Origin of the sequence: Streptomyces sp. NPDC021080, from assembly GCF_044333225.1 — a bacterium.
Lineage (GTDB): Bacteria > Actinomycetota > Actinomycetes > Streptomycetales > Streptomycetaceae > Streptomyces.
Genome location: NZ_JBIRQM010000010.1, coordinates 248,352 through 261,090, shown reverse-complemented (window position 1 = coordinate 261,090; position 12,739 = coordinate 248,352). Strand labels below are relative to the sequence as shown.

Annotated in this window: 11 protein-coding genes; 4 read left to right on the top strand and 7 right to left on the bottom strand. The window is 70.1% G+C overall.

The features are described 5' to 3' along the window. Window position 1: 1 nt before the first annotated feature. The gene (locus ACH4S8_RS25590; RefSeq protein WP_398397805.1) at window positions 2-490 is read right to left on the bottom strand and encodes a hypothetical protein; all 489 of its coding nucleotides are present in this window, start codon (window positions 488-490) and stop codon (window positions 2-4) included. Between the two features lie 36 nt (window positions 491-526). Beyond that, complete coding sequence (locus tag ACH4S8_RS25585) at window positions 527-2,401, bottom strand: ricin-type beta-trefoil lectin domain protein (protein WP_398397804.1); 1,875 nt, start codon at window positions 2,399-2,401, stop codon at window positions 527-529. A gap of 289 nt (window positions 2,402-2,690) precedes the next feature. On the opposite strand from ACH4S8_RS25585, the gene ACH4S8_RS25580 reads away from it, so the two are divergent. Then, window positions 2,691-5,732 (top strand): glycoside hydrolase family 3 protein, encoded by a 3,042-nt coding sequence (locus tag ACH4S8_RS25580; protein WP_398397803.1) that lies wholly within the window; start codon window positions 2,691-2,693, stop codon window positions 5,730-5,732. A gap of 69 nt (window positions 5,733-5,801) precedes the next feature. Here the strand turns inward: ACH4S8_RS25580 and ACH4S8_RS25575 are convergent, their stop codons facing one another. Beyond that, complete coding sequence (locus ACH4S8_RS25575) at window positions 5,802-6,059, bottom strand: hypothetical protein (protein ID WP_398397801.1); 258 nt, start codon at window positions 6,057-6,059, stop codon at window positions 5,802-5,804. A 254-nt stretch (window positions 6,060-6,313) separates the two neighbouring features. Between ACH4S8_RS25575 and ACH4S8_RS25570 the strand changes: the two genes are divergently transcribed. Beyond that, window positions 6,314-7,648: a hypothetical protein gene (locus ACH4S8_RS25570; RefSeq protein ID WP_398397799.1), complete on the top strand. Its 1,335-nt coding sequence runs from the start codon at window positions 6,314-6,316 to the stop codon at window positions 7,646-7,648. 118 nt (window positions 7,649-7,766) lie between these two features. Here ACH4S8_RS25570 and ACH4S8_RS25565 read toward each other — a convergent pair whose 3' ends face one another. Further along, complete coding sequence (locus tag ACH4S8_RS25565) at window positions 7,767-8,399, bottom strand: YceI family protein (protein ID WP_398397797.1); 633 nt, start codon at window positions 8,397-8,399, stop codon at window positions 7,767-7,769. A 510-nt stretch (window positions 8,400-8,909) separates the two neighbouring features. Between ACH4S8_RS25565 and ACH4S8_RS25560 the strand changes: the two genes are divergently transcribed. Both ACH4S8_RS25560 and ACH4S8_RS25555 read left to right on the top strand, forming a co-directional pair. Further along, window positions 8,910-10,517, top strand: coding sequence for an acyl-CoA carboxylase subunit beta (locus tag ACH4S8_RS25560; RefSeq protein WP_398397795.1), 1,608 nt, complete (start codon window positions 8,910-8,912; stop codon window positions 10,515-10,517). Between the two features lie 57 nt (window positions 10,518-10,574). Next, window positions 10,575-10,769 carry an acyl-CoA carboxylase subunit epsilon gene (locus ACH4S8_RS25555; RefSeq protein ID WP_339131795.1) on the top strand — a complete coding sequence of 65 codons (195 nt, stop codon included), beginning with the start codon at window positions 10,575-10,577 and terminating at the stop codon, window positions 10,767-10,769. A gap of 302 nt (window positions 10,770-11,071) precedes the next feature. Here the strand turns inward: ACH4S8_RS25555 and ACH4S8_RS25550 are convergent, their stop codons facing one another. The 3 genes from ACH4S8_RS25550 to ACH4S8_RS25540 form a co-directional block, all read right to left on the bottom strand. Further along, window positions 11,072-11,653 (bottom strand): ATP/GTP-binding protein, encoded by a 582-nt coding sequence (locus tag ACH4S8_RS25550; protein WP_151472110.1) that lies wholly within the window; start codon window positions 11,651-11,653, stop codon window positions 11,072-11,074. Continuing rightward, window positions 11,634-12,224: a DUF742 domain-containing protein gene (locus ACH4S8_RS25545; protein WP_398397792.1), complete on the bottom strand. Its 591-nt coding sequence runs from the start codon at window positions 12,222-12,224 to the stop codon at window positions 11,634-11,636. Before ACH4S8_RS25545 ends, ACH4S8_RS25550 begins: the two co-directional genes overlap by 20 nt. Before the next feature lie 94 nt (window positions 12,225-12,318). Beyond that, window positions 12,319-12,732: a roadblock/LC7 domain-containing protein gene (locus ACH4S8_RS25540; RefSeq protein ID WP_037625176.1), complete on the bottom strand. Its 414-nt coding sequence runs from the start codon at window positions 12,730-12,732 to the stop codon at window positions 12,319-12,321. Window positions 12,733-12,739: the final 7 nt, after the last annotated feature.

Genomic DNA, 12,739 nt, shown 5'->3' with positions numbered 1-12,739 from the left:
CTCAACAGGAGTCCTCGGCGAGCCTCTCGAACTCGCCGAGGCTCATCGCCCGGTCGTCGGCCCACACCTGGCCGGGCTTCAGCGTGGCGAGATCCGCCGCACGGAAGGTGACGTTGCCGGTGTACTCGTAGTTGAACTCGGCTTTCCCGAAGCCGAGTTCGTACGTGTAGTCCGGCACCAGCCGCTGCTGTCCCGTGGCACGGGCCCGCCAGGCGGACGGTGGCGAGAAGAGCGGGAACTCGGTGTCGGTGACGTGCCGGTCGCCCGGCACCTTCCAGCCGGAGCGGTTCCGCCCGGAGTCCGTCCCGGCCGGAGTCCCGACGAGCGAGAGCCCCCCGATCAGGTCGTCACCGCACGGCCGCAGGACCGCCCGCGGTACCCCTTCCGTATCCAGGCGTACCGCGGCCAGCGGCAGTAGTTCCGCCTCGCATCCGCTGAGCAGCAGACACGCGGTCACCACACCCACGATCGCCATCACGTCACGTCTCATGTCCCGCCCCTTGTCGAGGGCGGGACGCGACCCGCCCTATTGCAAGTGCCACTTCTGGTTGGCGGCCCCCGTGCACGACCAGATCTGTGCCCGTGCGCCGTTGGCCGACGAATTGCCGGTCACATCGAGGCATTTGTTCGCTGCCGTGTTGACGATGTCACCGGCCGATGGGTTGTACGACCACCGTTGCGCACCGGTCCCGTTGCAGTCGTACAACTGCACCTTCGCCCCGTCGGAGGTCGAGGCCGAGGTCACGTCCAGGCACTTTCCGAGCGCCTGGACCGAACCGTCGGCCGCCACGGTCCACTGCTGCGCCGTGGTCCCGTTGCAGTCGTAGAGCTGCACCGCCGTGCCGTTGGCGCTCGAACCGCCCGCCACGTCCAGGCACTTGCCGGCCAGCCCGACGAACGCACCCGTCTGACCGCCCCCGTTCGACTGCGTCCCGGACCAGGTGAAGGTCGCGGACGTCTTGCCGGGCAGTGAGTAGGTCGCGTGCCGGCCACCCCAGTCGATGGTGACCGTCTTGGCCGCCGAGGCGTCGTTGTAGGCGATCAGCGCCTTGCTTCCGTCCGGGTTGCGCCAGGCGACGTTCGGGACGGCCGACGACGCCGTGGAGGCGATCCGCTGCGCCCCGGGCCGGACGAACTTCGTCAGGTGCCCCATCGTGTAGTACTCGACCGTGTAGTCGACGGTCCCGCTCGCGCCGTCCCCGTCGTGCACGGTGACCAGCCCGGTGCAGGTGCCGCAACCGCCGTTGTGCGGGCCCTTGTTCTGGTCCACCGCCAGCGACCACTTGGTCACCGACTTCGCCCAGTTGCGGGTGTAGTCGACGATGTTGAGCATGTCCTCGCGCTGCTGGTTGGCGATCCAGGTGCCGCCCGAGTGCTCGGTCCCGAAGGCGTCCAGGCCCAGGTACTGGTTGTGCACGGACGTCTGCTTGGTGATGTCACCGCCGTACCCGTGCCAGGCGATCCCGCCGAAGTTCGGGTGCGAGCGGACCGCCGCGTCGTCGACGGTCTGGGCGGCGTAGGAGTCGTACACGTCCCAGTTCCAGTCGTGGGCGAGCACCTTGGTGGAGAGCCCGGCCGCCTGGAGCTTCGGCAGCAGCTCGCTCTTGGTGAAGTAGGCGAGCCCCGAGGCGTTCCAGCTCATCGAGGGATAGCCGGAGCAGCAGGTCGGCTCGTTCTGGGCGGTGACGTACGAGACGGGGACGCCCTGGTCCCGGTAGGCCTGGAGGTACTTCACGAAGTACGAGGCGTACGCGCCGTAGTCCTCCGCCTTCAGCCAGCCGCCGTTCAGCGACCCGCTGTCCTTCATCCAGGCCGGGGCCGTCCACGGCGAGGCCATCACCGTCAGGGAGGGGTTGAGCTGGAGCGCCTGCTTCGTGAGCGGCACCACGTCGGCCAGGTCGTGCGCGATGGAGAACTGCGCCAGGTTCGCATCGCTCTGCCCGGCCGGCACGTCGTCGTAGGTGTAGCCGTAGCGGGCGAGGTCCGAGGCGCCCATGGGGTTGCGCAGGAAGGACAGCCCGATCCCGTCCGTCGGCGAGAACAGTTTGCGCATCGTCGCGTCGCGGGTGCCCTGCGACAGGGCGCCGCTGCTGTTCATCAGCCAGGCGGCGGTGTCCGTGAAGGACGCGCCGCCGCCGGTGAAGGTCTGGTACCGGGTGTTCTCGTCGACGGTGATGTTCTCCCCGCTGCCGCCGCTGCCCGACTGGAAGGCGAACGGAGCCTGGGCCTGGAGCCCGCGCACGACGTGGCGTCCGCCGTCGTCGTCCGTCGTCGTGAGATAGGCGGTGACCTGTTCGCCCGCCGCGTGGGCGGGTGCGGCCGCCGTGAATCCCGCGGTGGCGAGCAGCCCGGCGACGATCAGCCGGACCGCCCGAGTGGATCTCCTGGTGGATCTCGTCATGGAGCGCCGCCCTTCTGGAGGTGGGGGTGGGAGGCGTGCGAGGCGTGAGTAAATGACGGCCGCGAACCCGCGTCAAGGGGTTGCGCGTTCATTGTCTGAAGGAACAACTGCTCTGATCCGGCCGGGACTTGAGTCTGTACCGGTTCTGACGTGAAGTCTTGACGGGTTGCCGGGACGCCAGTTAACTCACGCCGTGATCTAAGTCGTAAGAAGAGCGAGAGAACAGAACAGGCACGTCATCGTCGGGAAGCACGTCGTCAGAACAACGTGAGAGTCGAGGGGAACCCCATTGACCGGGCTCGATCGGATTTCCGTACGAAGAACCGCTCTGCTGGCCGGTGCCGCGCTGATCGCCGGACTGCTTCCGCTCGCCTCGGCGGGAGCGGCGGCGGCCGATGACCCCGCGCCCGTCCCGGTCGACCGCTTCGAGGGCGAGGTGCCCTTCGCGACCCAGCCCGACGAGGGCATCTTCACCTGGGGCGGCGACAGCGACGACCCGCCGAAGCTCGCCCTGACCGCGCGGTCCGACGCGCCCGAGGGCGCCAAGGTCCTCACCGGCGACTACGACATCAGCGGCTACGGCGGCTTCACCCATGACTTCGCCGCCGGCCGGCCGGCCCACGACTGGTCCGCGCACAAGGGCGTCCGCTTCTGGTGGGACGGCCGGAACACCGCCAAGAAGATCTCCTTCGAGATCAAGGACGGCGGAGCGAACGGCGAGGCCTCCGAGCTGTGGACGACCTCCTTCACCGACGACTTCACCGGCTGGAAACAGATCGAGATCCCCTTCGCCGACTTCGTCTACCGCACGGACTACCAGCCCGTCGGCGGGATCGACCACGTCCTCGGCCTGACGCAGATGTGGGGCTACGCCCTCACGCTCCCGGCCGGTGTCCAGGGGCAGTTCGCCATGGACGACGTCGAGCTGTACGGCAGGGCCGACCAGTCCCTGCGGGCCTCCGTCACCACCGACGCCGCGGTCTATCCGGTACGGGAGGGCGCCACGGCCTCCGTGAAGGTCACCGTCGCCACCACCGGCTCCGCCCCGATCGACGAGCCGGTGACCGTCGCGTACGAGAGCGCGGGCGGCAGCGCCACCCCCGGCAGGGACTACGCCCCGGTCCACGGCGAGGTCACCTTCCCGGCGGGCACCGTGTCCGGCACCAGCCGTGTCGTCAAGGTCCCGACCCTGCGCGACAAGTCCGCCGAAGCGGCCGAGACGATCCCCCTCGAGCTCACGGTCACCGGCGCCAAGGCCCCCGCCGAGATCCCGCAGGTCGTCATCGACGCCCACGGACTGCCGTACCTGGACCCGAAGCTGCCCGTGAAGAAGCGGGTCGCCGACCTCGTCTCCCGGATGTCCCTGGAGGAGAAGACCGGGCAGATGACCCAGGCCGAGCGCGGCGCGATCGGCACGGGCGGCGACATCGCCTCCTACGACCTCGGGTCGCTGCTCTCCGGCGGCGGCTCCACGCCGACCCCCAACACCGCCGGGGCCTGGGCGCAGATGATCGACGGCTACCAGCTGCGGGCGCAGGCCACCCGGTTCCAGATCCCGCTGATCTACGGCGTGGACGCCGTGCACGGCCACAACAACCTCGCCGGCGCGACGATCATGCCCCACAACATCGGCATCGGCGCCACCCGTGACCCCGCCCTGGCGGAGAAGACGGGCGCGGTGACCGCCTCCGAGGTCCGCGCCACCGGCATCCCCTGGGACTTCGCCCCCTGCCTGTGCGTCTCGCGCGACGAACGCTGGGGCCGCTCCTACGAGTCCTTCGGCGAGGACCCGGCGCTCGTGAAGTCCATGGAGACGATCATCCAGGGTCTCCAGGGTGCCCGCAGCGGCAAGGACCTGAAGGACGACGACAAGGTCCTCGCCACCGCCAAGCACTTCGTCGGCGACGGCGGCACCGGGTACGGCACGTCCACGACGGGCTCGTACACCCTCGACCAGGGCGTCACCAAGGTCACCCGGCAGGAGCTGGAGGCCGTGCACCTGGCGCCGTTCCAGACAGCCGTCGACCGGGGTGTCGGCTCGGTCATGCCGTCGTACTCCTCGCTCGACATCGTCGGTGACGGCAAGGGCCCGGTGAAGATGCACGCCCGCGCCGACATGATCAACGGCGTGCTCAAGGGCCGGATGGGCTTCGACGGCTTCGTCATCAGCGACTGGAACGCCATCGACCAGCTCCCCGGTGACTACGCCTCGCACGTCCGCACCTCGGTCAACGCGGGCGTGGACATGATGATGGTGCCGTACTCGTACAAGGACTTCCGTACGGCGCTCATGGCCGAGGTGACCGCAGGCCGCGTCGGCGAGCGGCGGATCGACGACGCCGTGTCGCGCATCCTCACCCAGAAGTTCGAGCTGGGCCTCTTCGAGAAGCCGTACGCGGACACGAGCGGTGCCTCGCGGATCGGCTCGGCCGCGCATCGGGCCGTGGCGCGGCAGGCCGCCGCCGAGTCCCAGGTCCTGCTGAAGAACGCGGGTGGCGTACTGCCGCTGAAGAAGTCCCAGAAGGTGTACGTCGCCGGTTCGAACGCCGACGACCTCGGCAACCAGACCGGTGGCTGGACCCTCACCTGGCAGGGCTCGTCCGGCCCGATCACCAAGGGCACGACGATCCTCCAGGGCATGCGGAACGCCGGCGGTGACGTCACCTACTCCAAGGACGCCTCGGCACCGACCGCCGGCTACGACGTCGGCGTGGTCGTCGTCGGCGAGACCCCGTACGCGGAGGGGGTCGGCGATGTCGGCAACGGCAACGACCTGGAGCTGACCGCGGCCGACAAGGCGGCCGTGGACAAGGTGTGCGCGGCCATGAAGTGCGCGGTGCTGGTCGTCTCGGGCCGCCCGCAGCTCATCGGCGACCGGCTCGGTGCCATCGACGCCCTGGTGGCCTCCTGGCTGCCGGGCACCGAGGGCGACGGGGTCGCGGACGTCCTCTACGGGAAGCGCGCCTTCACCGGGCAGCTCCCGGTGACCTGGCCGAAGTCGCAGTCCCAGCTGCCGATCAACGTCGGTGACGCCTCCTACGACCCGCAGTTCCCGTACGGATGGGGTCTCACCACGCTGGCGAAGGCGCCGAGGGGCGGCGCCGCCACGCTGAGCGAACTGGCCCGGGTGGCCGCGGCGGCGGAGCGGTCCGGGGACGACCGGGTCGCCCGCAGGGTCGTGACGAAGGCCCGCCTGCTCGTCCAGCAGAAGATCGGCCCGTCGGTCACCGCGGCGAACGCGGGGCACTTCGCGGACGCGGACCATCTCCTGCTGACCGGCCACTACGCGAAGGCGGTGGCCGAGCTGACGAAGGCGTACCGCGCGGGGTGAGGAAGCGGGCAGAGGGACGGCCGGGGCCGAGTGCCGGCCCCGGCCGGCCCGCGTTCCGGTCCGCGGCGTCTACGGTGCCGTCGGCGTCGCCGACGGCACCGCGGCGCTCTTGAGCTCCTTGACCGCCTTGCGGGCCCGCAGGGCCGTGATCACCGTGTACACACGGATCACGGTGAACACGAGCACCGCGACGCCGAGGAACGCGCCGAAGGCCGACCCGTCCCGGGCCGCGGCGTAGAAGAGGAAGCCGCTGAAGGGGAAGCCGACAACGATGAGCAGCGGTTCGCGCACCCAGAACGGGAGGACGCGAAGGATGAGTCCGACCATCCGATCACTTCATCAGGTCCATGCCAATTCCTGCTGTGGTGGAGGCCACACTTCCGGAAGGTGGAACCGAATCGTTCCCTGACGCCGGGCCGATGTCGCGCGGCGCCACGGACGGGCGGGGGTGTCGAGGTGCAGGGTCGAGGCGCCGGGTCCGTGCCCCGGCCCGGCGGGGGTGTCGCTCGCCCCGGCCCCGGCCGCGCGGGGCGCCGCTCGCCCAGTGTCCTGTTTCGCCCCGGTTCGGGTAGCTTCAAGGCATGAGGGCCGCACACACCCGAGGACTTCCGGGCCTGTTGGTCGCGATGGCACTCGCGGCCCTGGCGATGGTGTGGCTCCCCGCGCCCCGGGCGCACGCCGCCACCGACGTCTCCACCGTCGCGGCGGCCCTGCGCAAGGGTCCCGTCTATGTGGACCCGGCCGCCTCCGGCCAGCTCTCCACGCCGGAGGCCGACGCCCTCGCGTCCAAGATCGAGAAGGCCGACAAGCCGGTCTTCGTCGCAGTGCTTCCCGCGAACTACCCCACCCAGGACCTCTTCCGGAATCTGCGCACCGCCACCGGAATCACCGGCCTCTACGCGATCCGGCTCGGCGACCGCTTCGACGCCCGCGCCGACTCCGCGGTGATGTCCCGCTCGGCCGTGCAGAACCTCGTCACCAGCGTCCAGGGCATCTCGGACGCGAACACCCAGCTGAACGAGTTCACCGACCGCGCGCTCGCCGCCATCCACGGCTCGGCCCCCGCGAGCTGGGGCGGGGGCATGGACAGCGGAGCCGTTCCCACGGGAGCGCTGATCGCGGTCGGCGCGGTGGCCGTCGTCGGCGGCGCGGGCGCCTACGCGGTCGTGCGCCGCAACCGGCGCCGCAAGGAGGAGGAACAGCGGGCGGCGCTGGACCGGCTCCGCGTGGTCGTGGACGAGGACATCACCGCCTTCGGCGAGGAACTGGACCGGCTCGACTTCCACCCCGCGGAAGCCGGCGCCGACGACTCGATGCGCGCGGACTACGAACGCGCGCTGGACGCCTACGAACAGGCGAAGTCCCTCATGGCCGGGGCACGGCGCCCCGAGGACGTGCGCGCCGTCACCCAGTCCCTGGAAGGGGGCCGCTTCTCCCTCGCCGTCCTCGCCGCGCGCCGCGAGGGCCGTCCGGTCCCCGAGCGCCGCGCGCCCTGCTTCTTCGACCCCCGGCACGGTCCGTCCGTCGCCGACACGGCCTGGACGCCCGCCGGGGGCGCGCCCCGCGAGGTCCCGGTCTGCAAGGCGGACTGGATGCGTCTCGTCGGCGGTGAGGAACCGGCGGTCCGCGAGGTGGAGACCCGGTACGGCCGCCGCCCGTACTGGGACGCCGGCCCGGCGTACGGGCCCTGGGCGGGCGGCTACTTCGGCGGCGGAGTGCTGCCGGGACTGCTCGTCGGGACCGTGCTCGGCAGCATGATGGCGAGTCCCGGGTACGGGGCCGCGTACGGCACGGGCTACGGCGACTTCGGCGGCGGTTACGACGGAGGCGATGTCTCCGGCGCCGACTTCGACCCCGGTGACTTCGGCGGCGGCTTCGGTGACGGCGGGGGAGGGGACTTCGGCGGCGGCTTCTGAAGGGCGCCGCGCACGGGTCCGGCAGGGGTCCGCGCATACGGCGGCGCCGAGCGCCCCTGTACGGGGAGCTCGGCGCCGGGGGAAAGCGTGCGGCGGCGCGGGCCTCGCGGCCCGGGGCTCAGCCGGCGTTCCGGATCGCCGAGATGTCGAAGTTCAGCTTGATCTTGTCGGAGACGAGGACGCCACCGGTCTCCAGGGCCGCGTTCCAGGTGAGGCCCCACTCGGAGCGCAGGATCTCGGCCTTGCCCTCGAAGCCCACGCGCTCGTTGCCGAACGGGTCCTTGGCCGCGCCGTTGAACTCCAGGTCGATGCTGATCTGCTTGGTGGTGCCGAGGATCTCCAGGTCGCCGGTGATCCGGTAGTCGTCACCGCCCAGGGCCTCCGCCTTGACGGAGCGGAAGGTCATCGCCGGGAACTCGTCGGTCTTGAAGAAGTCGGCGCTCTTGAGGTGACCGTCGCGGTCGGCGGACCCGGTGTCGATGCTGTCCATCCTGATGTCCAGGGAGGCCGTCGACCTGGACGGGTCGGTGCCGTCGAGGTGCAGCGTGCCCTCGAAGTCGTTGAACGTGCCCTTGACGTTGGTCACCATCGCGTGCCGGGCGACGAAGCCGATCGCCGAGTGGGACGGGTCGATGGTGTAGTCGCCGGTCAGCGCGGCCAGGTCCGGGCTGACGGCGCCGGTCGTCGCCGTGGCCGTCGCGACGGCGGAGGTCTCGGCGGTGTCGGTGGTCCTGCGGCCGAAGATGCCCATCAGATGCTCCTTGGGAGAGGGGCCGCGGTTCCGGTGAGAGCCACGGCGTCATTCTGTTGAATGTTCAACGAGGTCAACACGGGCAACCGTAGACCTATTCCGTTCAAGTTTCAACAGTATCCGGAGCGTGTCGGGGTGCCTGCGTGACGTCACGGCGAGTCGCCCGCGCCCGGCCCCGGTGGGTGGGCCCGGAACTCGGACGCCGCCTCCGCGCACCCTCGTGCGGCCGTTCCGGCGGGCGGGGCGGACGTGCCGCCGGACCGGCGCCCGGGAGGGCGCGGGCCGCCGAACGGGGGGTTCGCGTCACCCCGGTGACGGCATGTGCCCCGCGGGAATGCCGGGTGGCACTCGGCGGAACGGTTTGTGAGACCCCCACAAGCCCGAACCCCTCCGGGCAGTCGGATCGCCTGCATGTGATGGTGGTTCTGTTCAGGGGCACCAGGAAAACGGTCCGGAGACTGTGCAGAGTCGACGGGCCTGTTTCCTCGGCGGACTTCGTATGGTCGCTACATGACCGTTTTGGACGAGGCCGACACCGCGAGCACCATGATCCCCACAGGCGAACCGACCGACGCGCGTGGCCGCGTGGCGGAGCTGCACGCCATCCGTGCGGAGGCGCTGCGGGGTCCCAGCGAGAAGGCGACCGAGGCGCAGCATGCCAAGGGCAAGCTGACCGCCCGGGAGCGCATCGAGCTGCTGCTGGACGCGGGCTCGTTCCAGGAGGTCGAGCAGCTGCGCCGGCACCGGGCCACCGGCTTCGGCCTGGAGGCCAAGAAGCCGTACACCGACGGTGTCATCACCGGCTGGGGCACGGTCGAGGGCCGCACGGTCTTCGTCTACGCCCACGACTTCCGCATCTTCGGCGGCGCCCTGGGCGAGGCCCACGCCACGAAGATCCACAAGATCATGGACATGGCCATCGCGGCCGGCGCGCCGCTGGTCTCCCTCAATGACGGCGCCGGCGCCCGTATCCAGGAGGGCGTCTCCGCGCTCGCCGGCTACGGCGGCATCTTCCAGCGCAACACCAAGGCCTCGGGTGTCATCCCGCAGATCAGCGTGATGCTCGGCCCGTGCGCGGGCGGCGCGGCCTACAGCCCCGCCCTGACCGACTTCGTGTTCATGGTCCGCGAGACCTCGCAGATGTTCATCACCGGCCCGGACGTCGTCAAGGCGGTCACCGGCGAGGAGATCACCCAGAACGGCCTGGGCGGCGCCGACGTCCACGCCGAGACCTCGGGCGTGTGCCACTTCGCGTACGACGACGAGGAGACCTGCATCGCCGAGGTGCGCTACCTCCTGTCGATGCTCCCGCAGAACAACCGCGAGAACCCGCCGCGCGCGGAGTCCGCCGACCCGGCCGACCGCCGCAGCGAGGTGCTGCTGGACCTGGTCCCGGCCGACGGCAACCGCCCGTACGACATGACCAAGGTCATCGAGGAGCTCGTCGACGACGGCGACTACCTCGAGGTCCACGAGCGCTGGGCCCGCAACATCATCTGCGCGCTGGCCCGCCTCGACGGCCAGGTCGTCGGCATCGTCGCCAACCAGCCGCAGAGCCTGGCGGGTGTGCTCGACATCGAGGCATCCGAAAAAGCTGCACGCTTTGTCCAGATGTGTGACGCTTTCAATATCCCGATCATCACGCTGCTGGACGTGCCCGGGTTCCTCCCGGGTGTCGACCAGGAGCACGGCGGGATCATCCGGCACGGCGCGAAGCTGCTCTACGCGTACTGCAACGCGACGGTGCCGCGGATCTCCCTCATCCTGCGCAAGGCGTACGGAGGTGCCTACATCGTCATGGACAGCCAGTCCATCGGGGCCGACCTCACCTACGCCTGGCCGACGAACGAGATCGCCGTGATGGGCGCCGAAGGTGCCGCCAACGTCATCTTCCGCCGTCAGATCGCCGATGCCGCCGATCCCGAGGCGATGCGCGTCCGCATGGTCAAGGAGTACAAGGCCGAGCTGATGCACCCGTACTACGCCGCCGAGCGCGGTCTGGTCGACGACGTCATCGACCCCGCCGAGACCCGCGAGGTCCTGATCAAGTCGCTCGCGATGCTGCACACCAAGCACGCGGACCTGCCCTCCCGCAAGCACGGCAACCCCCCGCAGTAACCCGGCGGATCCTCCGCGGTACCCCCGCGGAAACCTCTCTCATGGAGACTGAAACCTATGAGCAACGCTGACATCCGCGTCGAGAAGGGCCACGCCGAGCCCGAGGAGGTCGCCGCCATCACGGCGATCCTCCTGGCCCGTGCCGCCTCCGCTCCCACTGATGCCGCCTCCTCCCACCGTCCCCACCGCAAGGCGGGCTGGCGCCGACTGGAGCGGGAGCCCGGCTTCCGGGCGCCGCACAGCTGGCACTGAGGGTCTGACGCCGACAGCCCCGTCCTCCCGATGGAGGGCGGGGCTGTGGTGTGTCCTGAAGCCCGCGGGCGCCCTCCAGGGCCAACGGGGGGCTCTTCGGCGGGTGTTCGGTCGGTCCCCGTCGTCCCGTCGCCCGACGGGGCCGTACGGGGCGGCAGTTCGGCGGGACGCTCCCGTCCGCGCGTGCCGGGCGGGTACGGACGGGCCGCGGAGGTGTTCGGACCGGGGCGGCCGGCCACGCGCGACGGCCCCTGCTTCTCCGGGCGGAGAAGCAGGGGCCGTCGTCGTGCGAGCGGGAGACGCTAGCGCAGGCGCGCCATGAGGGCGTGCTCGACCAGCGTGATCAGCGCCGACTTGGCGTCCGCGCGGTGACGGGCGTCGGTCGTGATGATCGGGGCGTCCGGGCCGATCTGAAGGGCCTCGCGGACTTCCTCGGGCTGGTACGGCTGGTTGCCGTCGAAGCCGTTGAGGGCGATGACGAACGGCAGGCCGCTGTTCTCGAAGTAGTCGACCGCGGGGAAGCAGTCGGCCAGACGCCGGGTGTCCACCAGGACGATCGCGCCGATGGCGCCGCGGACCAGGTCGTCCCACATGAACCAGAAGCGGTCCTGGCCCGGCGTACCGAAGAGGTACAGGATCAGGTCCTGGTCGAGGGTGATACGGCCGAAGTCCATGGCGACGGTCGTCGTCTTCTTGTCGCCGGTGTGCGTGAGGTCGTCGATGCCCGCCGAGGCGGACGTCATGACGGCCTCGGTACGCAGCGGGTTGATCTCCGAGACGGCGCCGACGAACGTGGTCTTGCCCACGCCGAAGCCGCCCGCCACCACGATCTTCGCGGACGTGGTGGAGCGGGAAGGCCCTCCGCTAGAGCTTGCGAAGTCCACTGAGCACCCTTTCGAGCAAAGTCACGTCTGGCTGGCCGCCGGCGTTTTCGTCGCCGCCGGGCTGATGGATGGCGACCAGGCCTGCCTCCGCCAAGTCGGCGACGAGGATCCTGGCAACACCGAGAGGGATGGTCAGCAGGGCCGAGATCTCGGCCACCGACTTGATCTCACGGCAGAGGTTGCAGATCCGCTGATGCTCGGGCAACTGGCCCTGCATCTGGTGCGGCTGCGCGGTGGTGTGCACCAGCGCCTCGATGGCGAGCTGGTAACGGGGCCTGGTGCGGCCACCCGTCATGGCGTACGGACGCACCAGAGGGTTGTTGGACCCTCCGGCGGGCGACGCCTCGGGAGAGCGCCGCTGCGGCTGCACGGGCTGGATGCGCGGTGCCGACGGCTGGTCGTACGGAGACGGCCCGGGGCCCTGGGGGCCCTGGGGCGCGTACGGCTGCTGTCGCTGGCTGGGTGCGGAGGGAAAGTTGTACCGGTTCGGGTCGCCTGAACCGCCGCCCTGCCCCTGGCCGGGGCCGTACGACCAATTGCCCGAAGACGAACCGCCTGGGGGTGTTACCACTTTCTCTCCTCCTCCGACTGTGCCGGGCACCCAACGCTGGGACCGCGTCCCGAAACCTTACGGCCCCGGGACGACAATTCGCACCGTCTGTCTATTAGTTGAGAAGGCTGCCCTGGAGCTCCGCACGAAGGTCCGGAGTGAGAACCGTGCCCGCACGGTCCACCAGAAGCGCCATCTCGTACCCAATGAGACCGATGTCCGCCTCAGGGTGTGCGAGTACTGCGAGTGAAGAACCGTCTGAAATGGACATGAGGAACAGGAATCCTCGCTCCATCTCCACAACGGTCTGGTTCACGTGGCCGCCCTCGAAGATACGGGACGCGCCCGCGGTCAAAGAGGTCAGACCGGACGCGACGGCTGCCAGCTGGTCGGCGCGGTCACGGGGAAAGCCTTCGGACATAGCCAGAAGGAGTCCATCGGCGGAGACCACCACTGTGTGCGACACACCGGGGGTGTTGTCCACGAAGTTGGTGATCAACCAGTTCAGGTTCTGTGCCGCCTGGCTCATCGGGCTC

Bases quoted from the DNA above. Each gene is read 5' to 3' on its own strand.
- ACH4S8_RS25560 (WP_398397795.1), top strand. From the start codon at position 8,910: ATGACCGTTTTGGACGAGGCCGACACCGCGAGCACCATGATCCCCACA.
- ACH4S8_RS25585 (WP_398397804.1), bottom strand. From the start codon at position 2,401: ATGACGAGATCCACCAGGAGATCCACTCGGGCGGTCCGGCTGATCGTC.
- ACH4S8_RS25565 (WP_398397797.1), bottom strand. From the start codon at position 8,399: ATGGGCATCTTCGGCCGCAGGACCACCGACACCGCCGAGACCTCCGCC.
- ACH4S8_RS25555 (WP_339131795.1), top strand. From the start codon at position 10,575: ATGAGCAACGCTGACATCCGCGTCGAGAAGGGCCACGCCGAGCCCGAG.
- ACH4S8_RS25590 (WP_398397805.1), bottom strand. From the start codon at position 490: ATGAGACGTGACGTGATGGCGATCGTGGGTGTGGTGACCGCGTGTCTG.
- ACH4S8_RS25570 (WP_398397799.1), top strand. From the start codon at position 6,314: ATGAGGGCCGCACACACCCGAGGACTTCCGGGCCTGTTGGTCGCGATG.
- ACH4S8_RS25540 (WP_037625176.1), bottom strand. From the start codon at position 12,732: ATGAGCCAGGCGGCACAGAACCTGAACTGGTTGATCACCAACTTCGTG.
- ACH4S8_RS25575 (WP_398397801.1), bottom strand. From the start codon at position 6,059: ATGGTCGGACTCATCCTTCGCGTCCTCCCGTTCTGGGTGCGCGAACCG.